Genomic DNA, 21,287 nt, shown 5'->3' on the forward strand with positions numbered 1-21,287 from the left:
CGGGGGGTGCGGGAACCTGCCGCGCCGCTCTCCTGCAGCATCAGGCCGCCTCCTCGATCGCGAAGAGGTGGCGGGGGCGGGGCCGGCCGAGGGCGTCCAGCGCGGCGTCCGCCGCGCCGACGCCGCTGCGGACCGCACTCTCCATGGTCGCGGGCCACCCGGTGGCGGTCCACGCTCCGGCCAGGTACAGGCCGGGTGCCTGGGTACGGGCGCCGGGCCTGAGGCGTCCGACGCCCGGAGCGGGAGCGAACGTGGCGGTGCGCTCCCGGGTGACGAAGAAGTCCTCGACGCGGGCGTCCCGGGTGCGCGGCAGCAGCCGCTCCAGTTCGGGCAGATACCGCTGGCGCAGCACGGCGACGGGCTCGTCGATGTCGTCCTGGGCGACCGACTGGGACAGCGCCAGGTACTGGCCGCGCAGCAGTCCGGACGCGTCGGTGCGGTCGAAGACCCACTGCACGGGGGTGCCGAGCGCCGCGAGGAACGGGCGGGCGAGCACCTTGCGGTCGTAGACGACGTGGATGTTGAGGATCGGGGCGGTGCCGATGCCGAGGAGCCGCTCGGGCGCCTCGAGCGCTCCGGCGGGCAGCAGTTCGTACGCCTCGCGCTGCGGTACGGCGAGGACCACCGCGTCGGCGTAGATCGTCCCGCCGGGAACCTGAACGCTCCAGCCTCTGTTCCCGTCTGCGGAGACGGAGGTGACTTTTGTACGGGTCTCGGTACGCACGCCCACGGAGTCCAGCGCCTTGCGGGCGAGCCGGTCGTGCAGTTCGCCCAGCGGCACCCGGGCCCAGCCGATGTCGGCCGCACCCGGGTCGGACAGCAGACCGGTCTGGAACACCATCGCGGCGAGCGACAGGGACGCGTCGCCCGCGACCGCGTTGAGGGTGGCCACGCCGACCAGATCCCACAGGGCCTCGACGGCACGCGCCGACTGGCCGTGCGCGGCCAGCCAGCTGCCGAAGTCCTGGGTGTCCAGAGTCGGATCGCTGAGGTCGAGCCCCTTCAGCGCGAGCGCGGCCCGGCCCACCCTGGCCCGGTCGGCGAGCGACAGATGCGGATAGGTGGCGAGGCTGCGCCCCAGATGCAGGGGGACGGGCAGCGCGTCGCGCCGCAGTCTGCCGAGCCGCCGCCCCTCGGGGCGGGTGACGTCGACCACGGGCACGTCGAGACGGTCCTGCAGCGGTGCCAGCGCCGTCCCGCCGATGCGGTCGAGGAACCAGCGGTAGGCGGTGCAGCAGCGCAGGTACACATGCTGGCCGTTGTCGACGGTGAGGTCGCCGCGCCGGAAGGAGAAGGCGAGCCCGCCCAGGCGGGGCCGGCCCTCGAGCAGGGTGACGCCAACTCCGGCGTCGGCGAGGGCGAGCGCGGCGGTGACACCGGCCAGACCCCCGCCGACCACGACGGCATGACGTCCTGCCGGGACGGAGCCGTCCACGAGCGGACCCTCGGTCCGTGTGCCGTGGCTCATGCGCCCTCCCCTGACCGGCCGGACCGCTTGAACCGGGCACGACCGGCCGTCTCAGTCTGGGACGCGGCGTCGCGGCGGAGGGTTGCCCGCCGCTTTTCGCCGGGGAGCTGAGTGTCCATCAGGCACGCCTCCTGACGGTCCGCCGGGTCACGTTCCTGGCGTCCAGGCCCGACAGTGCGCGCACGGCCACATAGGCCTTCTCTCGTCCGGGCAGGGAGACCCGGCCGCGCAGCACCGCCTCGGGCTCGCGCTCGATGCGGTCCAGCAGCCGGCGGTAGATGCCGGCCATGGCGGCGACACAGGCGCCGCTGCGCCGGTCGAGCAGGGGGAGCAGCCGGTAGCCCTCGGCGAAGAGGGCGCGGGCCCTGCGCACTTCGAAGTGCACCAGGCCCGCGAAGTCGGAGCCCTCCGGTGGCATCGGCCCGCTGAACCCGGCCGAGCAGCCGAACTTGGCGAGGTCGTCGGCGGGCAGATAGATGCGCCCGCCCTCGGCGTCCTCGCGCACGTCCCTGAGGATGTTGGTCAGCTGGAGCGCGAGACCCAGCGTATCGGCGTACTCGGGGGCGCGCTCGGCCGCGCGCGCGCCGGGTTCGGTGCCGAACACGCCGAGGGAGAGCCGTCCGATGGCGCCGGCGACACAGCGGCAGTAGGCCTTGAGGTCGTCCCAGGTCTCATAGGTCTCGCCGCGTACGTCCATCCGGACGCCGTCGATCAGCTCGTCCAGGCCGCCGAGCGGGATCGGGAAGCGCCGGGCGGCGTGCGCGAGGGCGACCGCGACCGGGTCGGTGTCGTCCTCGTCGATCGCGTCGTCGCGGATCCGGGAGAGCAGCGCCCGGGTGTCCTCCAGCCGGGCGACCTTGACGTCGGCCGGCAGCGCGCCGTCGCCGATGTCGTCGACCCGTCGGGAGAACGCGTACAGCGCCGACATCGCGCGCCGCTGGGGGGGCGGCAGCAGCCGGATGCCGTAGGCGAAGTTGCGCGCCTGCTGTCCGGTGACCGTCTCGCAGTAGCTGTAGGCGGCGAGTACCGGTGCGGACGCCGGTGGTTGCGACTCCACGGTCCGGATCACCCCTTCCCTCGCAGAGTCACGCCCGCCTCACGCAGCAGCTGGATCCTGCCGGGCCTGGGCGGGCCGGGGAGCACGTCGTATTCGGCGGCGGCGATCGCCCGGACGGCCGCCCTTCCTCCGGCCACGAACCCCGCGAGCAGCAGTCGGAGCCTGCCGTGGACGCTACCGAGCAGAGGCGCGCCTTCGTTCAGCAGGTCAAGGGCGCGTTGGGCCTGGTGCGCGACCAGTGCGCGCACCGATGCGCCGGCCGTGGGCGCGGCGAGGTCCGCCTCCTGGACTTGGAAGAGCTTCATGTCCGTGACGGGCAGATAAATGCGGTCGCGGCGGAGGTCCTCGGCGACGTCCTGGAGGTGTTCGACGATCTGCAGGCCAGTGCAGACGGCGTCGGAGCGGCGGATCCGTTCCGGGGTGGCGGTCCCGGTCACGGCGAGGACGAGGCGGCCGACGGGATTGGCCGACTGCGCGCAGTAGGCCAGCAGGTCGTCGTAGGTCTCGTAGCGCTTGACGAGCTGGTCCTGGCGGTTGGCCGCGATCAGGCGGAGGAAGGGCTCGGGGGTCAGCGCGTGGCGGCGGACCGTGGGCCGGAGCCGGAGCAGCAGCGGATGACGGGGTTCCGGGCCGGCCGGGTCGAACACCCGGTGAAGATCGGCTTCGAGGGCGTCGAGGAGGGCGGGCCGGTCCCCGGCCCGGTCGTCCGGGACGCCGAGGAGGCGGGCGTCGGCGCCGCCGGGCGCCAGATCGCCGTCGCCGATGTCATCGACCAGACGGGCGAACCCGTACACGGCCATGAGGTCCTCACGCCAGGGCCGGGGCAGGAAGAAGGGGGCCACGGGGAAGTTCTCGGCGGCGGCCTTGTCGAGCGTGGCACGCTCGACGTCGACGCCGCCCGCCCTGTCGGGGGGCGTCACCGTGGACTGCCCGGAGCGGGGACGGCACATGCTGCGTTCAGCCGGGGAGTCTCCGTAGCCATTGCCGTCACATCTCCCGTTCTACACCGCTGACCCAATGCACACTATTTCGGACACGCCGCCCAGGTTCTCGCCCGGCGGTGTCGTTGGATGGTGTCGGGCATTATGGCCCTGATTACCGTCTTTCGGGACCGGTACAGCTTACGTTGTACAAAGCGGTGCGCACCGCCGGGGTCACCCGGGCCACCCAGAACACACCGGTCGGCGTCAACATCGCATGTCACACCGGAAGTTGACGTCTTCTTTGCAGACGCCGGCCCCGCCGGACAGTTCCGGCAGGGCCTCTGGGCGAATCGGGCTATTTGCCCGTGAACTTCTCGTACTCCTTGAGGACCTCGTCGGTCGGCCCGTCCATGCGCAGCTCGCCGCGTTCCAGCCACAGCACACGGTCGCAGGTGTCGCGGATCGACTTGTTGTTGTGGCTGACCAGGAACACCGTCCCGGCGTGCTTGCGCAGCTCCCGGATGCGGGCCTCGGAGCGCTTCTGGAACTTGCGGTCCCCGGTGGCCAGCGCCTCGTCGATCATCAGGACGTCGTGGTCCTTGGCGGCGGCGATGGAGAAGCGCAGCCGGGCCGCCATACCGGAGGAGTAGGTACGCATCGGCAGGGTGATGAAGTCGCCCTTCTCGTTGATGCCGGAGAAGTCGACGATGTCCTGGTACCGGTCCTTGATCTGGTCGCGGGACATGCCCATCGCGAGCCCGCCCAGGATGACGTTCCGCTCGCCGGTCAGATCGTTCATCAGGGCCGCGTTCACACCGAGCAGGGAGGGCTGGCCATCGGTGTAGACCTTGCCCTTCTCCGCGGGCAGCAGTCCGGCGATGGCCCGCAGCAGGGTCGACTTGCCGGAGCCGTTGGAGCCGATCAGGCCGATGGCCTCGCCCCGGTAGGCGACGAAGGAGACCCCGCGTACGGCGTGCACCTTGCGCACCCCCCGCTCCTCGCCCCGCTTGAGGATGCGGCTGAGGGCCGCCGTGGCACTCCCCTTGCCGCTCTTCGCACCGTTGACGCGGTAGACGATGTGCAGCTCGTCCGCGATGACGGTGGGCACCCGTGCACCCGTCCTGTCGTCAGCCACGGCCGTACCTCTCCTCGGACTTCCAGAAGTAGACGAAGCCGGCCACGCCGGTCAGCAGGGCCCAGCCCAGCGCGAACGCCCACACATGCGGGGGCAGGTACGAGGACCCGTACTCGTCGATCATCGCGAAACGGACCAGATCCATGTAGACGGCCGCCGGGTTCCACTGCAGGACGTCGGCCAGCCAGCCGGGGACGTCCTTGCCGTGCAGCATCGCAGGGATGCTGAACATCACGCCCGAGGCATACATCCAGGTGCGCAGCACGAACGGCATCAGCTGGGCCAGGTCGGGCGTCCTGCTGCCCATCCGCGCGAAGATCAGCGCCAGCCCGGTGTTGAACACGAACTGCAGCGCCAGCGCGGGCACGATCAGCAGCCACGACAGATCCGGGAAGCTGCCGAACGCCAGCATGATGACGACCAGCACGATCATCGACGCCAGCAGCTGCTGGAGCTGCTGGAGCGCGAAGGAGATCGGCAGCGAGGCCCGGGGGAAGTGCAGCGCCCGCACCAGGCCCAGATTGCCGGAGATCGCCCGCACCCCGGCCAGCACCGAGCTCTGGGTGAACGTGAACACGAACACGCCCGTCACCAGGAACGGCACATAGACGTCCTTCGGGATGCCCCGGTTGGCGCCCAGCAGCAGCCCGAAGATGAAGAAGTACACGGCCGCGTTGAGCAGCGGGGTCGCCACCTGCCACAGCTGGCCGAGCTTGGCCTGGCTGTACTGGGCGGTGAGCTTCGCCTGGGAGAAGGCGAGGATGAAGTGCCGCCGGCCCCAGAGCTGACGGACGTACTCGATGAGGGACGGCCGGGCGCCGCTGACGGACAGCCCGTACTTGGCGGCCAGCTGGGCCGCCGTGAGGCCCTCGTCGGGCGACGCGGGCGCGGTGGCCGCGACCTTGTCGTCGTGCGTTGTCTCACTCACTGGCGGAAAACTTTCGTCCTTGGGATGCGCGGCCCGCGCGGGGCCTGACATGAGCCGGGGGCCCGGGTACGGCCCCGGCGGTCCCGGACCCGAGCTTGTCAGATGACCGGGGGCCGGCCCAGTCGGGTCAGCCGCCACACCGTACGCCACTTGATGGGCCGGCGGGGACCGCAGGGGGTGGTCAGGCCCTCGCGGAAGCCGCCCAACCAGGCCTTCAGAGCCGGGAGCGAGGGACGGCGTACGAGGGTGAGGAACAGCCAGGTGCCCAGGTAGACCGGGACGAGGGGGGCGGGGAGGTTGCGGCGGGCGAGCCAGACCCGGTTGCGGGCGACCATGCGGTGGTAGACCGCGTGCCGGGAGGGGGCGGTCGTCGGGTGGTACAGCACCATGTCGGCCCGGTAGTCGATCAACCAGTCGGCGTCGAGGGCCCGCCAGGCCAGATCGGTCTCCTCGTGGGCGTAGAAGAACTCGTCCGGCAGCCCGCCGACCTCGGCGAAGACCTTGGTGCGTACGGCGTTGGCGCCGCCCAGGAAGGTGGTCACGCGGGAGGAGCGCATCGGGTCGGAGGCGCGCAGCCGCGGCACATGGCGGCGCTGGGTGATGCCGGACTCCGGGTCGGCGATGCGGAAGCTGATGATGCCGAGCCTCGGGTCGGCCGCGAAGGCCTCACGGCACAGCTCGGCGGTGTCGTGGCGGGCGAGCAGGCCGTCGTCGTCGAGGAAGAGCAGGATGTCGACGTCCCGGCCGCCGGGGCCGAAGGCCTCGATGCCGATGTTGCGGCCGCCGGGGATGCCGAGGTTCTCCGGCAGCTCGACGGTGCGCACGCTCTCGGGGACCTCGGGCACGGGCGAGCCGTTGCCGACGACCACGACCTGGACCGGGTCGCCGTCCTGCTTGGCGACCGAGTCCAGCAGGGCGCGCAGTTCCTCGGGGCGGTTGCCCATCGTGATGATCACCGCACCGACCTTCATACCGGCGCTCACTTCAGCCTGCTGGACGCCAGGACGGACACCAGGTGCAGCACCGTCTGCAGCAGGGCGATGCCGGCGAGTACGGCGGTGCCGAGGCGGGTGAAGAACAGGTCGCCCCGGCCGGCGTCGAGGATCGCGAGGAGCAGTATCAGCAGGGACGCCTCGATGCCGAGGATGAGCCGGTGGAACTTGAGCGCGGCGGCGGCCCTGCGGGCCAGCGCCATGCCGGAGGAGCGCGGCTCGGACGCGGCCTCCTTCACCGGGGGCAGACCGGCCTGGTGGCGGGCGACGCCGACCAGGTCGGTCTCGGCCTTGACCAGGACCGCGCCGAGCGCGGCCAGGGTGCCGAGGAAGGCCCACAGCCAGTCGACACGCCCGGAACCCCACAGGTCGGCGGCGCGCAGGCCGAGCCCGACCAGGACGGCCGCGTCGCACAGGTAGGCGCCGACGCGGTCCAGGTAGACCCCGGCGAGCGAGTACTGCTTCTTCCAGCGGGCGACCTCGCCGTCGACGCAGTCGAGCAGCAGATAGAGCTGGACCATGACCACGCCGAGGACGGCTCCGGCGATCCCCGGCACCAGCAGGGCCGGGGCGGCGAGGACGCCGCAGACGGTCATCAGATACGTGAGCTGGTTGGGCGTGACCCTGGTGTTCACCAGGTAGCGGTCCACCCGGAGGGACAGTTCGCGCATGTAGAGGCGCCCCATCCAGTGCTCACCGCTGCGCCGGTCCTTGACCCCGGCGGGGTGCACGACCGGACGGAGTTCAGCTACCGATGGCCTTGACATAGTCGGCGTAGGTGTCCTTGATCTGGTCGGTCTTGAGGTCGAGGTGCTCGAGGATGGTGAAGCGGCCGGGGCGGGTCTCCGGGGCGAACTCGATGGCGCGGACGAACTCGTCCACCGTGAATCCGATCTCCTCCGGCAGGACCGGAAGCCCGTGCCGGCGCAGCACGTCGGCCATGGCCGCCGACTCCTCGTGCGCCCCGCGCAGGAACATCGCGAAGGCGGCGCCCAGCCCGCACTGCTCCCCGTGGGCGGCGGCGCGCTTGGGGTAGAGCAGGTCGAAGGCGTGGTTGATCTCGTGGCAGGCGCCGGAGGAGGGCCGGGAGTCGCCCGACACCGACATGGCGATGCCGGTGAGGACCAGGGCCTCGGCCAGCACCTGGAGGAAGCCGTCGTCGCCGACTCCCCCGGGGTGGCGCAGTACGGCCTCACCGGCCTGCCGGGCCATGGCGGCGGCGAGACCGTCCATCTTCTCGCCGTTGACGCGGTGGGACAGTTCCCAGTCGGCGACCGCGGAGATGTTGGAGATGACGTCGCCGATACCGGAGCGCACGAACCGGACGGGGGCCTCACGGATGACGTTGAGGTCGATGACCACCGCGATCGGGTTGGGCACCCCGTACGAGCCGCGGCCCGCGTCGTTGTCGAGGGTCGCCACCGGCGAGCACAGGCCGTCGTGCGCCAGGTTGGTGGCGACGGCGACCAGGGGCAGGCCGACGCGCGCCGAGGCGAACTTGGCGCAGTCGATGATCTTTCCGCCGCCCAGTCCGACGACGGCGTCGTAGTGGCCGCCCTGTATGTCGCCGGCCAGCCGGACGGCGTCGTCGATGGTGCCGCCGCCCACCTCGTACCAGGTGGCGCCGGGCAGCGAGGGTGCGATCCGCTCGCGCAGCCGGGCGCCGGAGCCGCCGCTGACGGCGATCGCGAGCCGGCCCGACGGGGAGATGCGTTCGTCGGCGAGGACGCAGGCGAGGTCGTCTAGGGCGCCCGGGCGGATGTCGACGACGACCGGCGAGGGAATGAGCCGGGTCAGTACTGGCACGCGATCTCCCGTCCACGGGCGAGGTCGTCGTGGTTGTCGATCTCGACCCACTTGACGTCACCGATCGGCGCCACGTCGATCCGGAAGCCGCGGTTGACCAGCTCCTGGTAGCCGTCCTCGTAGTACAGCTGCGGGTCGCGCTCGAAGGTGGCCTTCAGCGCGTCGGCCAGCTCCCCGGCCGCCTCGCCCTCGATGAGCGTGACACCGATGTACTCACCGGTCGCCTCGGAGGGGTCCATCAGCTTGGTGATCCTCGTCATCCCCTTCTCCGGGTCGACGACGACCTTCATCTCCTCGTCCGCGAGCTTCTTCACCGTGTCCAGCGCGAGGATGATCTTCTTGCCGTCACCGCGCGCGGCGAGCAGGGTCTTCTCCACCGACACCGGGTGCACGGTGTCGCCGTTGGCGAGGATCACACCGTCCTTGAGGGCGTCACGGCCGCACCACAGCGAGTAGGCGTTGTTCCACTCCTCGGCCTTGTCGTTGTCGATGAGCGTCAGCTTCAGCCCGTACTTCGCCTCCAGGGCCGCCTTGCGCTCGTACACGGCCTCCTTGCGGTAGCCGACGATGACACCGGCCTCCGTCAGCCCGATCTCGGCGAAGTTGGCGAGGGTCAGGTCCAGGACCGTCGGCTCACCGTCCAGGCCCGCGGGCCCCACCGGCACCAGAGCCTTGGGCAGGGTGTCGGTGTAGGGGCGCAGACGGCGTCCGGCGCCGGCCGCCAGCACAAGGCCGATCATGCGGGTTCTCCTTCGTCGTGTACGGCGGGCGCCCCTGCGGACACCCAGAAGCGGATGCTCTCGGCGAGCACCACGAGCGCCACGCCCACGGCGAGCGCCGTGAGCGCGACAGTGAACTGAGAGGCGGTGAGCACGGCCGCCAGCACGGCGACCGCCAGGGTGCGGCCCTCGTGCCCACCGATGGCCCGCACCAGCCGGCGCGGGGACGCGCCCGCGTTGCCGCGGATGCGGTAGACCGTGTCGTAGTGATGGTAGGCGACTGCGGCCACCAGCCCGTACGCCGCCGGAAGGGCCCCGTTCACGTCCGCGTGGGCCGCCAGTGCCAGGACGGTGCCGTATTCGGCGGCGCGGAAGAACGGGGGGACCAGCCAGTCGAGGGCGCCCTTGAGGGGGCGGGCGACGGCGAGGGCCGAGGCCAGGACGTAGCCACAGGCTGCGACCGCCGTCCAGGGGCCGCCGAAGCCGGTGAGCACGGCCGTCGCGACGACGGCGAGGCCGCCGAGGAGGGCGACGGCGGGGGCGGCGAAGCCGGGGAGCCGGCCCACGGGCTTGGTCAGCGGGCCGCCGAGCGCCTGGGCGAGCGGACCGGAGTCCGCCAGGTCCGCCAGCGCCTGCGCGGCCCGGTCGGTGCGGCGGGCCTTGCGGGTCAGCGAGCGCAGGACGCGGCCGGCCGTGGTGTACGTCGCGGCGAAGGCGCAGCCGATGAGCAGCGCGTAGAAGGTGATCCGGGGGGTGGTGACGGCCGTGAGGACGGCGATCATGGCCCAGCGTTCGCCGATCGGCAGGACGATCATGCGGCGCACCCAGACCGTCCATCCGACGCTGTCCAGCTTGTCGGAGAGCGCGGCCGTGGGGCTGGTGTTGGCGGTGGCGTCGTGGTTGGCCTCGTTGAAGGAGAAGTCGACCACGTGCCGGCAGGTCTGCAGGACCATCGCGCCGAGGGCCAGGGCCCATACGTCGTCGCCGCCCCGGGCCGCGCCCAGGGCGAGGCCGGCGTAGTAGGCGTACTCCTTGGCGCGGTCGAAGGTGGCGTCGAGCCAGGCGCCGAGGGTGGAGTACCGCAGGGAGTAGCGGGCCAGCTGCCCGTCGGTGCAGTCCAGCACGAACGAGGCGAGGAGCAGGAGGCCGGCGGCGACGAAGCCGCCGCGGGTGCCGGTGGCGGCGCAGCCGGCCGCTATGAGCGCGGTGAGCAGGGAGGCGGTGGTGACCTGGTTGGGGGTCAGTCCGCGGCGGGCGCACCAGCGGGCGATGTAGCGGGAGTACGGGCTGATGAAGTGGGTGGTGAAGAAGCCGTCGCGGGCCTTGACGGCGGACTTCAGGCGTACGGCCTCGTCGTCGACGGCGGCGACGGCCTGCCGCGCCTCGTTGCGGGTCTGGGGGTCCGCGGGGACGGTGGCGACGAGGCTGCCGAGCTCGGGGCGGTGCACCTCGGCGCCCTCGGTGTCGAGGGCGGTGACGACGCGGTCGGCGAGGCAGTCGACGAGGGTGGTGCCGCTCCCGGGTGCCTGGTCCGCCGAGTTCTCGCGGGCCATCGCGCGGGTGAGGGCCTGGCGGCCGGCCTGCTGGGCGGTGACGGCGCCGGGGATGGCGGAGATCGGGAAGCGGGGGTCGGTGAGGCCGAGGCGCAGTGCGTGCACATGCCCCACGAACCGGGCGTCGACCACGGCGACCCGCTCGCCCGCGGGCACCCCGGCGAGCAGGGTCTCGGCCTCGGCGGTGCCGGACGCGATCCGTACGTCGAAGCCGAGGGAGCGCAGATCGCCCTCGAGTGACGAACCGGGGACCGGCTGGCCGGTGAGGATGGCGGTCGACAACCGAATCTCACTCCCTGGGTGCCGACGCGTCCGCGCCGGTCATGTACATGGTGACGCGCCCGTGGGTTGGCCTCAGGGTGGCCTCCGGGCGGCATGTCGGCAGAGGCTATCGGATCCCCGGAAGCCCGCGTTCACCGCCCGTTCGGCGGCTGGAACGACATGGTTAGTCCGCGCCTGTGCCGCGAGCATCATCGGGGATGCGGGGCCCGGCCCACAAACCGCGCCCGGCGGCCCGCCCTTCCGGACACCGGGGTGCGCCCGGGCTGCTCCCGGGGCCGCCGTGGGGCGGCATAGGGTGGTCGCCCATGAGTTGGCTGATTACCGGCGGAGCCGGTTACATCGGAGCACATGTGGTGCGCGCCATGGCGGGTGCCGGGGAGAGCGTCGTCGTCCTGGACGACCTCTCGGCCGGCGTACCGGGACGGCTTCCCGCCGACGTGCCGCTGGTCAGGGGCTCGTCCCTGGACGGCGAGCTGCTGAAGCGGACGCTCGCCGAGCACGAGGTGACGGGGGTGCTGCATCTCGCCGCGCGCAAGCAGGTCGCCGAGTCCGTGGCGCAGCCGACCCGGTACTACCGGGAGAACGTGGGCGGACTCGCGACGCTCCTGGACGCCGCCGCGGAAGCCGGTGTCCAGCGCTTCGTCTTCTCCTCCTCCGCCGCCGTGTACGGCGACCCCCGTGTGGACCTCATCACGGAGGACACCCCCTGCGTCCCCGTGAACCCCTACGGCGAGACCAAGCTCGCCGGGGAGTGGCTGGTACGGGCGGCCGGCCGGGCGCACGGCATGGACACCGTGTGCCTGCGCTACTTCAACGTCGCGGGGGCGGCGGCGCCGGAGCTCGCCGACACCGGTGTCTACAACATAGTGCCGATGGTCTTCGACCGGCTCACCCGCGACGAGGCCCCGCGCATCTTCGGCGACGACTATCCGACGCCGGACGGTACGTGTGTGCGGGACTACATCCATGTGGCCGATCTGGCGGAGGCGCACCTGGCGGCGGCCCGGCGACTGTCGGAGGGGAAGCTGACCGGGGATCTGACGGTGAACGCCGGCCGCGGTGAGGGCGTCTCGGTGCGCGAGCTGATCACGGCCATCGGCGAGGTCACCGGCGACACCCGGGCCCCGCTCGTGGAGCCCCGCCGCCCCGGCGACGCCCCCCGTGCGGTGGCCTCCTCCGCCCTCGCGCGCGAGCGGCTCGGCTGGACCGCGCGCCGTTCGGTGCACGAGATGGTCGACTCGGCCTGGCGGGGCTGGCAACTGCACCGGGCCACCGCGAAGGGCCGCTGAGCGGCGCTGACCTGCGGATCGTTTCCGCAGGTCACGGGACATGACAACGATGTTCAGTGCCGCGTTGCCCCATACGCCCCACCCGGAGTTCACTGTGCTCAGGAGACGGCACGGAAGGGCGGCAGCACGCATGGGGGCTGGGCACGATCACGGGCACGCGCACGGCGGGCCTGCCGGCGGGACGGCGAGTGCGGCGTACCGCGGCAGGCTGCGGACCGCACTGGCGATCACGCTCGGCGTCATGGTGGTCCAGATCGTCGGCGGTCTGCTGGCCGACTCGCTGGCGCTGGTCGCGGACGCGGCCCACATGGCGACGGACGCCCTGGGCCTGGGCATCGCGCTGCTCGCGATCGGCTTCGCGGGCCGCCCGCCGAGCGAGCAGCGCACCTTCGGGCTCGCCCGCGCGGAGATCCTCGCCGCGCTGGCCAACTGTCTGCTGCTGCTCGGCGTCGGCGGCTATGTGCTGTACGAGGCGATCGAGCGGTTCGTCACTCCGGCCCCCACCGACGGCGCCCTGACCATGGTGTTCGGCGCGGTCGGCCTGGTCGCCAACCTGGTGTCGCTGACCCTGCTGATGCGTGGGCGGAGGGAAAGCCTGAACGTGCGCGGCGCCTTCCTGGAGGTGGCCGCCGACGCGCTCGGCTCGGTCGCGGTGATCCTGTCCGCGCTGGTGATCGTGACCACCGGCTGGACGGCCGCCGACCCGGTCGCCTCGCTGCTGATCGCGCTGATGATCGTGCCCCGCACCGTCAGGCTGCTGCGCGAGACGCTGGACGTCCTGCTGGAGGCGGCGCCCAAGGGCGTGGACATGGCCAGGGTGCGGGAGCACATCCTCGCCACGGACGGCGTGGAGGACGTCCACGATCTCCACGCCTGGACGATCACCTCGGGGATGCCGGTGCTGTCCGCGCACGTGGTCGTCAGTTCCGACGTCCTGAGCGCCATAGGGCACGAGAAGATGCTGCACGAGCTCCAGGGCTGTCTGGGCGACCACTTCGCCGTGGAGCACTGCACCTTCCAGCTGGAGCCTCGGGGTCACGCCGTACACGAGGCGCGTCTCTGCCACTGAGCCGGTCCGACAGCGCGCCCGGCGCTGGTCGCCAGCGCCCCCGGCGCACCCATGCGCCGGGGAACGCAGCCGTCCGCATCCGTGGCGGCCGCATTTCCGTCGGCCGGAGCGGGCACGCTCAGTGCGGAGGTTTGGAGGCCGGTTCCGTCCTCCGGCCGGTACGACCGCATCCGTGCCCCGGCGCGGGACATGCGGGCGAGGACCGGAGTGCCGGGAGTGCCGGATTCGTGCGGCAGACTTGGGCGCGAAGACCGAGTGAAGGATGGGTATGCCGATCACACCTGCCACCGCGACGAACAGCCCGTCGAGCGGCACCACCGAGCAGATTGTGCTGGAACTGGTCGACGAGGACGGCGTGACGATCGGCACCGCGGAGAAGCTCGCCGCACATCAGCCGCCGGGGCAGCTGCACCGGGCGTTCTCGGTGTTCCTGTTCGACGCCCGCGGGCGGCTGCTGGTCCAGCAGCGGGCGCTGGGCAAGTACCACTCCCCAGGTGTGTGGTCCAACACCTGCTGCGGCCACCCGTACCCCGGTGAGGCGCCGTTCGCGGCGGCGGCGCGGCGGACCTTCGAGGAGCTGGGGGTGTCGCCGTCCCTGCTCGCCGAGGCCGGGACCGTCCGCTACAACCACCCGGACCCGGCGTCCGGGCTGGTGGAGCAGGAGTTCAACCACCTCTTCGTCGGCATGGTGCGGGCGCCGGTGCGGCCGGACCCGGAGGAGGTGGCGTCCACGGCGTTCGTGACTCCGGAGGAGCTGGCGGAGCGGCATGAGAAGGACACCTTCTCCGCGTGGTTCATGACCGTGCTGGACGCTGCCCGCCCGGCGATCAGGGAACTGACGGGGCCGACGGGGGGCTGGTGACGCGTCCCAGGGAAATGGTTCCTACGGGATCTGCGCGGGCTTGAGCGGCAGGGCGGCCCAGATCACCTTGCCGCCGGTCGCGGTGTGCTCGACCTCGCACGCCCCGCCTGCCTCGCGGGTGATCTCACGCACCAGGAGCAGTCCGCGGCCGCCGGTGCGGGCGTGGTCGGTCTCCAGGGCGGTGGGACGGTAGGGGTGGTTGTCCTCCACGGACACCCGGATCCACTCGGCGCCGACGGCGACCTCGACGCCGAGCATCGGGGACAGCAGCGCCGCGTGCCGCACGGCGTTGGTGACCAGCTCCGAGACGATCAGCAGCAGCCCCTGGACCACCTCGTCCGCGACCGGCACCCCCTGCCGCAGCAGCAGGTCCCGCACGGCGTGGCGGGCCTGGGGGACCGAGGCGTCCACGGCCGGGGCGGTGAACCGCCAGACACCCTCGTACGGCAGCGGATCGCCACTCTCACGCTCGATTGTCACCACACGTCGAGTGTTGAACCGATCGGCTCCGCACTTCGACGCTGAACAGAAGTCAGCACATATCGAGCGTTTACGACCGTTGGCGTATGACAGCGTCGAATGCGGGACCGTTCCCGTACGCCTTGTGCCGTGTCGGCGCACTATTCGGGTTGTACGGGTTTGGAGGGCGGCCGCTCACCGGTCGCTCCCGCCCCCGCCTCCTCCTCACCGGCCAGCCGGTCGGAGACCATGCCGACGATCCGGCGGCCCCCGTAACCGGTGGCGATCAGCCCCAGCCCGTCGAAGAGCAGGGAGAGGGAGAAGAAGGTTCCGATGACGTACTGGCTGCTGCTCGGCCAGGTGGCCAGCACCAGGATGCCGAGCAGCAGACCGAAGGCGCCCTGGACCAGGGTCCAGCCGAACTGGGGGCCGCGCACCACCAGGCTGCCGACCAGCCGGAACACCCCACCGGTGAGGAAGAGCAGCGCCGCGAACATGGTCAGCGCCTCGGCCGCCGCCTCCGGCGTCTTCAGCACCACCACACCGGCCGCGATGTTCAGCGCCGCGACGACCACGCCGAGCCAGAAGAAGTTGGTGTGCCGCGCCTGGACGGCGTGCAGCAGTCCGATCACCCCGCCGATCAGCAGCAGCCAGCCGAACAGCAGCATCGAGGTCAGGGTGGCGACACCCGTGTACACCAGGCCGACCAGCCCGGCGACGACCAGGATCACTCCGAGTACGGCGAGCAAACCGAAACCGCGGCTCAGTTTGGCCACCTCGCCCTGGGGCTTGGCGGTCCCGGCGGACTTGCTCATGAGTGCCTCCCGGGTTTTGTTGTCCCCCTCCCCAGTCCCCCGCGCCCGCCGGACGTAACGCCCGCCGTACTCCCGCCCGCGGGACCGCCGACCGGGACGGATAGCATCCGGCCCATGGAGCCGCAGCTGCTGCACAGCGTCACCGACTCGGTCGCCACGGTCGTCATCCGCCACCCGGCGAAGCGCAACGCCATGACGGCCGCGATGTGGGCCGCTCTGCCACCCCTGCTCGACACCCTGGCGGCCGACCCGGACGTACGGGTGCTGGTGCTCACCGGTGACGGTTCCACGTTCTGCGCCGGGGCGGACATCTCCACGCTGCGCGGATCGCCGGCGGAGGCACAGCGGCTGGCCGTGGCGGCGGAGGAGGCGCTCGCCGCCTTCCCCAAGCCCACCCTGGCGGCGGTCCGCGGGCACTGCGTGGGCGGCGGCGCCCAGCTGGCGGCGGCCTGCGACCTGCGGTTCGCCGAGGAGGGGGCGCGGTTCGGGGTGACACCGGCAAAGCTCGGCATCGTCTACCCGGCCTCCGCCACCCGCCGGCTGGTGTCGCTGGTGGGTCCGGCGACCGCCAAGTACCTATTGTTCTCCGGGGAGTTGATCGACACGGACCGGGCCCTGCGCACCGGTCTCGTGGACGAGGTGCTCCCCGGGGACGAACTGGACGCGCGGGTGGCGGAGTTCACCCGGACCCTGGTGTCCCGCTCACAGCTGACGCAGGGAGCGGCAAAGGAGTTCGCCGACGGCCGGCCCGACCGGGAGGCCTACTGGCACGAACGGGCCCGGGAGAGCGACGACACCACGGAAGGTGTCACCGCCTTCCTGGAGCGCCGGCCACCCCGCTTCACCTGGACCGTGCCCACGTCAGCACGAACCGGCTCCGCGACCTGAACCCCTCGACGAGGCGAAGAAGACCGCGAGAACGGTTCGTTGGGCCATGTGGGCGATTCTTCGGGACGTCCGTGGTGGCCGGCCATGCATGTTGAAGCGTTCACGAGGTACCCGCGGTAGTCCCGGCCGGGGAGGTCGGGAGACGAAAGGGGTATTAACCGTGTTCCGTGCCATCGCAGACGTCCTGCGCCAGATCGGCGGTGCCGTGGCCACCGTTGTGACGCTGCCGTTCCGGGCGCTCGCCCGGCTGTTCGGTGGGGCCTCGTCCGCCACCCGCGGGCATCGGGCCTGACGCCGCCCGGGCGGTCCTGGGGCGCGTCGCTGCCCTGATCCCCGATTGTCGGCGTCACCTGCCACAATTGCCGCGCAACCTCAGTGGAGAAGGCGGTACGGGAACGTGACGACACCCCTCGCAGGGTCCATCGAAGGCAGGATCGCCGAAGAGCTCGGCGTACGGGAGCGGCAGGTCAGGGCCGCCGTCGAACTGCTCGACGGCGGTTCGACGGTGCCCTTTATCGCCCGCTACCGCAAGGAAGCGACCGAGATGCTCGACGACGCGCAGTTGCGCACGCTCGAGGAGCGGCTGCGCTATCTGCGCGAGCTGGAGGAGCGTCGTACGGCGATCCTGGAGTCGGTGCGCGAACAGGGCAAGCTGACCGACGAGCTGGAGGCCCGGATCCGGGGCGCGGAAACCAAGGCGCGCCTGGAGGACATCTATCTGCCGTTCAAGCCGAAGCGGCGCACCAAGGCGCAGATCGCCCGCGAGGCGGGTCTGGAGCCGCTGGCGGAGGGGCTGCTCGGGGATCCGGGTGTCGAGCCCCTCGCCGCGGCAACCGCGTTCGTGGACGCCGGCAAGGGGGTCGCCGATCCGCAGGCGGCGCTGGACGGCGCGCGGGCCATCCTCACTGAGCGGTTCTCGGAGGACGCCGACCTGATCGGCGAGCTGCGCGAGCGGATGTGGGTGCGCGGGCGGCTGGCCGCGAAGGTGCGCGAGGGCAGGGAGGAGGCGGGAGCGAAGTTCGCCGACTACTTCGACTTCGCCGAGCCGTTCACCGAGCTGCCCTCGCACCGGGTCCTGGCGATGCTGCGCGGCGAGAAGGAGGAGGTCCTCGACCTCGTCCTGGAGCCCGAGGAGCCGGTGGACGGGCCCTCGTCGTACGAGGGGATCGTCGCGCACCGCTTCGGGATCGCCGACCGGGGGCGTCCGGCCGACAAGTGGCTGGTCGACACGGTCCGCTGGGCCTGGCGCACCCGCATCCTGGTGCACCTGGGGATCGACATCAGGTTGCGGCTGCGCACCGCCGCCGAGGACGAGGCGGTGCGGGTCTTCGCGGCAAACCTCCGTGATCTGCTGCTCGCCGCCCCCGCCGGTACGCGCGCCACGCTCGGTCTCGACCCGGGCTTCCGCACGGGTGTGAAGGTCGCCGTGGTGGACGCGACCGGCAAGGTCGTGGCCACGGACGTGATCCATCCGCATGTCCCGGCCAACCGGTGGGACGAGTCGATCGCCAAACTGGCGCGGCTGGCGAAGGAGCACGCGGTCGAACTGATCGCGATCGGCAACGGCACGGCGTCCCGCGAGACCGACAAGCTCGCCGGTGAACTCATCGCCCGGCACCCCGAGCTGAAGCTGACGAAGGTGATGGTGTCCGAGGCGGGCGCCTCCGTGTACTCGGCCTCCGCCTTCGCCTCGCAGGAACTGCCGGACATGGACGTGTCGCTGCGCGGCGCGGTGTCGATCGCGCGGCGGCTCCAGGACCCGCTGGCCGAGCTGGTGAAGATCGACCCGAAGTCGATCGGCGTCGGCCAGTACCAGCACGACCTGTCCGAGGTGAAGCTGTCGCGTTCGCTGGACGCGGTGGTCGAGGACTGTGTGAACGGCGTGGGCGTGGACGTCAACACCGCGTCGGCGCCGCTGCTCGCCCGGGTCTCCGGCATCACCTCCGGCCTCGCCGAGAACATCGTGGCGCACCGGGACTCCAACGGGCCGTTCCGGTCGCGCGGCGAGCTGAAGAAGGTGGCGCGGCTCGGCCCGAAGGCGTACGAGCAGTGCGCGGGCTTTCTGCGGATCCGCGGCGGCGACGACCCGCTGGACTCCTCCAGCGTGCACCCCGAGGCCTACCCGGTCGTGCGGCGGATGGTGAAGACGTCCGGCGAGGAGGTCGCCTCGCTGATCGGGAACACGGCGGTGCTGCGGTCGCTGCGGCCGCAGGACTTCGTGGACGAGAAGTTCGGTCTGCCGACGGTCTCGGACATCCTCAAGGAGCTGGAGAAGCCGGGTCGGGACCCGCGTCCGGCGTTCCGGACGGCGGTCTTCAAGGACGGCGTGGAGAAGATCTCCGACCTGTCCTCCGGGATGGTGCTGGAGGGTGTCGTCACGAATGTCGCCGCATTCGGGGCGTTCGTGGACGTCGGTGTGCACCAGGACGGCCTGGTGCACGTGTCCGCGATGTCGAAGACGTTCGTCAAGGACCCGCGGGACGTGGTGAAGCCGGGGGACATCGTCAAGGTGAAGGTCCTCGACGTGGACATCCCGCGCAAGCGGATCTCGCTGACGCTGCGGCTGGATGACGAGGCGTCCGGGCAGGACCGGGCGGGCGGTGGCGAGCGTCGGCAGCGTGGCGGCCGTCCGCCGCAGCAACGCCAGGGCCGCGGTGGCGGCGGTGGCGGCTCGCGGCAGGCGCCCGCGCCGGCGAACAGCGCGATGGCCGACGCCCTGCGCCGGGCCGGCCTGGTCGACCCGAAGAGCGGCAGGCGCTGAGCGGTCCGCCGTGGCCCGGGTTCCGCGCGGCGATGCGAGGACCCGGGCCCGCCCGGCCCGTAGGGTGCCGGCATGCCGGGATCACGCGTCATCACATGGGACGTCACCGCGAGCGGGGGCTACGAGACGGCCTGGGCCGAGTTCGGCGACGGGACGCTGAGGGCCCGCGGCCGGGCCGTCGGAACCGTCCCGGAGCCATACTGGATCACCTACGGCCTGGAGACCGCGGACGGTTATGTCACCAGGCGGCTGACCGTGACGGCCGAGCACGCCTCCGGCACCCGTACGCTCGAACTGCTCCACGACGGACGGGGCGGCTGGACGGCGAACGGTGAGCGGGCGCCCGGGCCGGCCGGCGCGCTCGACTGCGACCTGGGGCTGTGCCCGCTGACCAACACCATGCCCGTGCTGCGGCACCAACTGCACCAACGGCCGGGCGACCGGGAGTTCCTGATGGCGTGGGTGTCCGTGCCCGACCTCGAGGTGCGGCCGTCGCGGCAGACGTACACGCATCTCGGTCCCGGGCGCGTGCGCTACACGTCGGGGGACTTCAGCAGCGACCTGGAGTTCGACGAGGACGGCTGCGTCGTCGACTACCCGCGTCTGGCCCGTCGGCTGACCGCCCGTTAGCGTTCGGTCACCTTGCCGTCGGCGACCTCCAGACGGCGGGTCACGCGGACCGCGTCCAGCATGCGGCGGTCGTGGGTGACCAGGAGCAGGGTGCCCTCGTAGGCGTCGAGGGCCGACTCCAGCTGTTCGATGGCGGGCAGGTCGAGGTGGTTGGTCGGCTCGTCCAGGACCAGGAGGTTGACGCCCCGGCCCTGAAGGAGGGCGAGGGCGGCGCGGGTGCGTTCGCCCGGGGAGAGGGTGGCCGCGGGGCGCATGACGTGGTCCGCCTTGAGGCCGAACTTGGCCAGCAGGGTGCGGATGTCGGACGGTTCCAGCGCGGGGACCGCCGGGCGGAACGCGTCGAGCAGGTTCTCGGGACCGTGGAACAGCGCGCGGGCCTGGTCGACCTCGCCGAGCAGGACGCCCGACCCGAGGGCGGCGTGGCCGGAGTCGAGCGGGACGCGGCCCAGCAGGGCGCCCAGCAGGGTGGACTTGCCCGCGCCGTTGGCGCCGGTGACGGCCACCCGGTCCCCCCAGTCGATCCCCAGGGACACCGGGCCGAGGGTGAAGCCGCCGCGCCGTACCTCGGCGTCCCGCAGGGTGGCCACCACCGCTCCGGAGCGCGGGGCCGCCGCGATCTCCATGCGCAGCTCCCACTCCTTGCGCGGCTCCTCGACCACCTCGAGGCGTTCGATCATGCGCTGTGTCTGACGGGCCTTGGCGGCCTGCTTCTCACTGGCCTCGCTGCGGAACTTGCGGCCGATCTTGTCGTTGTCGTTGCCCGCCTTGCGGCGGGCGTTCTTCACGCCCTTGTCCATCCAGGCCCGTTGCATCTGCGCCCGGTCCTGGAGGGCGGCCCGCTTGTCGGCGTACTCCTCGTACTCGTCCCGGGCGTGCCTGCGGGCCACGTCCCGTTCCTCCAGATAGGCCTCGTAGCCACCGCCGTGCAAGTTGATTTGCCGCTGGGCGAGGTCGAGTTCGAGGACCTTGGTGACGGTGCGGGTGAGGAACTCGCGGTCGTGGCTGACGACGACCGTTCCGGCGCGCAGGCCGCCGACGAAGCATTCGAGGCGCTCCAGGCCGTCCAGGTCGAGGTCGTTGGTCGGCTCGTCGAGGAGGAAGACGTCGTAGCGGGACAGGAGGAGGGAGGCCAGTCCGGCGCGGGCGGCCTGGCCTCCGGAGAGCGAGGTCATCGGCTGGTCCAGGCCGACGGCCAGACCGAGGGTGCCGGCGACCTCCTCGGCGCGCTCGTCGAGGTCGGCGCCGCCCAGGGAGAGCCAGCGCTCCAGGCTTGTGGCGTACGCGTCGTCCGCGCCCGGCGCGCCGTCGACCAGGGCCTGGGTCGCCTCTTCCATGGTGCGCTGGGCCTCGGCGACTCCGGTGCGGCGGGCCAGGAAGCCGCGCACGGTCTCGCCGGGCCGGCGCTCCGGCTCCTGCGGCAGATGACCGACGGTCGCGGTGGGCGGGGAGAGACGGAGCTCGCCCTCCTCCGGGGCGGTGAGCCCGGCGAGCACGCGCAGCAGCGTGGACTTGCCCGCACCGTTGGCGCCGACCAGCCCGATCACGTCGCCGGGTGCGACGACGAGGTCGAGCCCGGCGAACAGCGAGCGGCCGCCGTGCCCGGCGGCGAGGTTCCTGGCGACAAGGGTGGCAGTCATGAGACCGCCGATCC

The 21,287-nt window shown here is 71.9% G+C and carries 21 protein-coding genes; 7 read left to right on the forward strand and 14 right to left on the reverse strand.

Annotated features, from left to right (window positions below; translation table 11 throughout):
• Positions 1-40 precede the first annotated feature (40 nt).
• The 11 genes from hpnE to AB0L56_RS25545 all read right to left on the reverse strand — a co-directional run bounded on the left by hpnE (position 41) and on the right by AB0L56_RS25545 (position 10,863).
• On the reverse strand, positions 41-1,468 hold the full coding sequence (gene hpnE, locus AB0L56_RS25495) for a hydroxysqualene dehydroxylase HpnE (RefSeq protein WP_365426844.1): 1,428 nt from the start codon (positions 1,466-1,468) through the stop codon (positions 41-43).
• The gene (locus AB0L56_RS25500) at positions 1,465-1,587 is read right to left on the reverse strand and encodes a DUF6380 family protein (protein WP_365426847.1); all 123 of its coding nucleotides are present in this window, start codon (positions 1,585-1,587) and stop codon (positions 1,465-1,467) included. Before AB0L56_RS25500 ends, hpnE begins: the two co-directional genes overlap by 4 nt.
• Complete coding sequence (gene hpnD / locus AB0L56_RS25505) at positions 1,587-2,537, reverse strand: presqualene diphosphate synthase HpnD (RefSeq protein ID WP_365426850.1); 951 nt, start codon at positions 2,535-2,537, stop codon at positions 1,587-1,589. Before hpnD ends, AB0L56_RS25500 begins: the two co-directional genes overlap by 1 nt.
• Complete coding sequence (hpnC, locus tag AB0L56_RS25510; protein ID WP_361027897.1) at positions 2,534-3,475, reverse strand: squalene synthase HpnC; 942 nt, start codon at positions 3,473-3,475, stop codon at positions 2,534-2,536. The genes hpnD and hpnC overlap by 4 nt, the downstream gene beginning before the upstream one ends.
• Before the next feature lie 328 nt (positions 3,476-3,803).
• Complete coding sequence (locus AB0L56_RS25515) at positions 3,804-4,583, reverse strand: ABC transporter ATP-binding protein (protein WP_361027894.1); 780 nt, start codon at positions 4,581-4,583, stop codon at positions 3,804-3,806.
• Positions 4,576-5,511 (reverse strand): ABC transporter permease, encoded by a 936-nt coding sequence (locus tag AB0L56_RS25520; RefSeq protein ID WP_365426855.1) that lies wholly within the window; start codon positions 5,509-5,511, stop codon positions 4,576-4,578. The genes AB0L56_RS25515 and AB0L56_RS25520 overlap by 8 nt, the downstream gene beginning before the upstream one ends.
• Before the next feature lie 98 nt (positions 5,512-5,609).
• Positions 5,610-6,494 carry a glycosyltransferase gene (locus AB0L56_RS25525; RefSeq protein ID WP_365426858.1) on the reverse strand — a complete coding sequence of 295 codons (885 nt, stop codon included), beginning with the start codon at positions 6,492-6,494 and terminating at the stop codon, positions 5,610-5,612.
• Positions 6,491-7,234, reverse strand: a complete 744-nt coding sequence (locus AB0L56_RS25530; RefSeq protein WP_365426861.1) for a CDP-alcohol phosphatidyltransferase family protein — start codon at positions 7,232-7,234, stop codon at positions 6,491-6,493. Before AB0L56_RS25530 ends, AB0L56_RS25525 begins: the two co-directional genes overlap by 4 nt.
• A 13-nt stretch (positions 7,235-7,247) precedes the next feature.
• On the reverse strand, positions 7,248-8,309 hold the full coding sequence (locus tag AB0L56_RS25535) for an iron-containing alcohol dehydrogenase family protein (RefSeq protein ID WP_361029754.1): 1,062 nt from the start codon (positions 8,307-8,309) through the stop codon (positions 7,248-7,250).
• Positions 8,297-9,049 carry a phosphocholine cytidylyltransferase family protein gene (locus tag AB0L56_RS25540; protein WP_365426864.1) on the reverse strand — a complete coding sequence of 251 codons (753 nt, stop codon included), beginning with the start codon at positions 9,047-9,049 and terminating at the stop codon, positions 8,297-8,299. Before AB0L56_RS25540 ends, AB0L56_RS25535 begins: the two co-directional genes overlap by 13 nt.
• Positions 9,046-10,863, reverse strand: coding sequence for a DUF5941 domain-containing protein (locus AB0L56_RS25545; RefSeq protein ID WP_365426867.1), 1,818 nt, complete (start codon positions 10,861-10,863; stop codon positions 9,046-9,048). The genes AB0L56_RS25540 and AB0L56_RS25545 overlap by 4 nt, the downstream gene beginning before the upstream one ends.
• Positions 10,864-11,168: 305 nt before the next feature.
• Between AB0L56_RS25545 and galE the strand changes: the two genes are divergently transcribed.
• From galE to idi, 3 genes are all read left to right on the forward strand, one after another.
• A complete protein-coding gene (galE, locus tag AB0L56_RS25550; RefSeq protein WP_365426870.1) occupies positions 11,169-12,152 on the forward strand; it encodes a UDP-glucose 4-epimerase GalE in 984 nt (327 codons plus the stop codon).
• A 130-nt stretch (positions 12,153-12,282) separates the two neighbouring features.
• Entirely contained in the window at positions 12,283-13,221 is a 939-nt protein-coding gene (locus AB0L56_RS25555; RefSeq protein WP_365426873.1) for a cation diffusion facilitator family transporter, read from the forward strand.
• A gap of 268 nt (positions 13,222-13,489) precedes the next feature.
• A complete protein-coding gene (gene idi, locus AB0L56_RS25560; RefSeq protein WP_365426876.1) occupies positions 13,490-14,083 on the forward strand; it encodes an isopentenyl-diphosphate Delta-isomerase in 594 nt (197 codons plus the stop codon).
• Between the two features lie 21 nt (positions 14,084-14,104).
• On the opposite strand, the gene AB0L56_RS25565 is transcribed toward idi, so the two are convergent.
• Complete coding sequence (locus AB0L56_RS25565; RefSeq protein ID WP_190164084.1) at positions 14,105-14,566, reverse strand: ATP-binding protein; 462 nt, start codon at positions 14,564-14,566, stop codon at positions 14,105-14,107.
• A gap of 137 nt (positions 14,567-14,703) precedes the next feature.
• Positions 14,704-15,357, reverse strand: a complete 654-nt coding sequence (locus AB0L56_RS25570; protein WP_365426879.1) for an HdeD family acid-resistance protein — start codon at positions 15,355-15,357, stop codon at positions 14,704-14,706.
• A gap of 114 nt (positions 15,358-15,471) precedes the next feature.
• Between AB0L56_RS25570 and AB0L56_RS25575 the strand changes: the two genes are divergently transcribed.
• The 4 genes from AB0L56_RS25575 (at position 15,472) to AB0L56_RS25590 (ending at position 19,636) form a co-directional block, all read left to right on the forward strand.
• Complete coding sequence (locus AB0L56_RS25575) at positions 15,472-16,245, forward strand: enoyl-CoA hydratase/isomerase family protein (protein ID WP_365426882.1); 774 nt, start codon at positions 15,472-15,474, stop codon at positions 16,243-16,245.
• Between the two features lie 160 nt (positions 16,246-16,405).
• Positions 16,406-16,537, forward strand: coding sequence for an LPFR motif small protein (locus AB0L56_RS25580; protein ID WP_361029726.1), 132 nt, complete (start codon positions 16,406-16,408; stop codon positions 16,535-16,537).
• 105 nt (positions 16,538-16,642) lie between these two features.
• A complete protein-coding gene (locus AB0L56_RS25585; RefSeq protein WP_365426885.1) occupies positions 16,643-19,006 on the forward strand; it encodes a Tex family protein in 2,364 nt (787 codons plus the stop codon).
• Between the two features lie 72 nt (positions 19,007-19,078).
• Positions 19,079-19,636, forward strand: coding sequence for a putative glycolipid-binding domain-containing protein (locus tag AB0L56_RS25590; protein WP_365426888.1), 558 nt, complete (start codon positions 19,079-19,081; stop codon positions 19,634-19,636).
• On the opposite strand, the gene AB0L56_RS25595 is transcribed toward AB0L56_RS25590, so the two are convergent.
• Positions 19,633-21,273 (reverse strand): ABC-F family ATP-binding cassette domain-containing protein, encoded by a 1,641-nt coding sequence (locus tag AB0L56_RS25595; protein WP_365426891.1) that lies wholly within the window; start codon positions 21,271-21,273, stop codon positions 19,633-19,635. The two genes, AB0L56_RS25590 and AB0L56_RS25595, sit on opposite strands and share 4 nt — an antisense overlap.
• Positions 21,274-21,287: the final 14 nt, after the last annotated feature.

Origin of the sequence: Streptomyces sp. NPDC052079, assembly GCF_040680275.1 — a bacterium.
GTDB lineage: Bacteria > Actinomycetota > Actinomycetes > Streptomycetales > Streptomycetaceae > Streptomyces.

Bases quoted from the DNA above. Each gene is read 5' to 3' on its own strand.
- AB0L56_RS25555 (WP_365426873.1), top strand. From the start codon at position 12,283: ATGGGGGCTGGGCACGATCACGGGCACGCGCACGGCGGGCCTGCCGGC.
- hpnE (WP_365426844.1), bottom strand. From the start codon at position 1,468: ATGAGCCACGGCACACGGACCGAGGGTCCGCTCGTGGACGGCTCCGTC.
- hpnC (WP_361027897.1), bottom strand. From the start codon at position 3,475: ATGTGCCGTCCCCGCTCCGGGCAGTCCACGGTGACGCCCCCCGACAGG.
- AB0L56_RS25575 (WP_365426882.1), top strand. From the start codon at position 15,472: ATGGAGCCGCAGCTGCTGCACAGCGTCACCGACTCGGTCGCCACGGTC.
- AB0L56_RS25500 (WP_365426847.1), bottom strand. From the start codon at position 1,587: ATGGACACTCAGCTCCCCGGCGAAAAGCGGCGGGCAACCCTCCGCCGC.
- AB0L56_RS25540 (WP_365426864.1), bottom strand. From the start codon at position 9,049: ATGATCGGCCTTGTGCTGGCGGCCGGCGCCGGACGCCGTCTGCGCCCC.
- AB0L56_RS25590 (WP_365426888.1), top strand. From the start codon at position 19,079: ATGCCGGGATCACGCGTCATCACATGGGACGTCACCGCGAGCGGGGGC.
- AB0L56_RS25570 (WP_365426879.1), bottom strand. From the start codon at position 15,357: ATGAGCAAGTCCGCCGGGACCGCCAAGCCCCAGGGCGAGGTGGCCAAA.
- galE (WP_365426870.1), top strand. From the start codon at position 11,169: ATGAGTTGGCTGATTACCGGCGGAGCCGGTTACATCGGAGCACATGTG.
- idi (WP_365426876.1), top strand. From the start codon at position 13,490: ATGCCGATCACACCTGCCACCGCGACGAACAGCCCGTCGAGCGGCACC.
- AB0L56_RS25595 (WP_365426891.1), bottom strand. From the start codon at position 21,273: ATGACTGCCACCCTTGTCGCCAGGAACCTCGCCGCCGGGCACGGCGGC.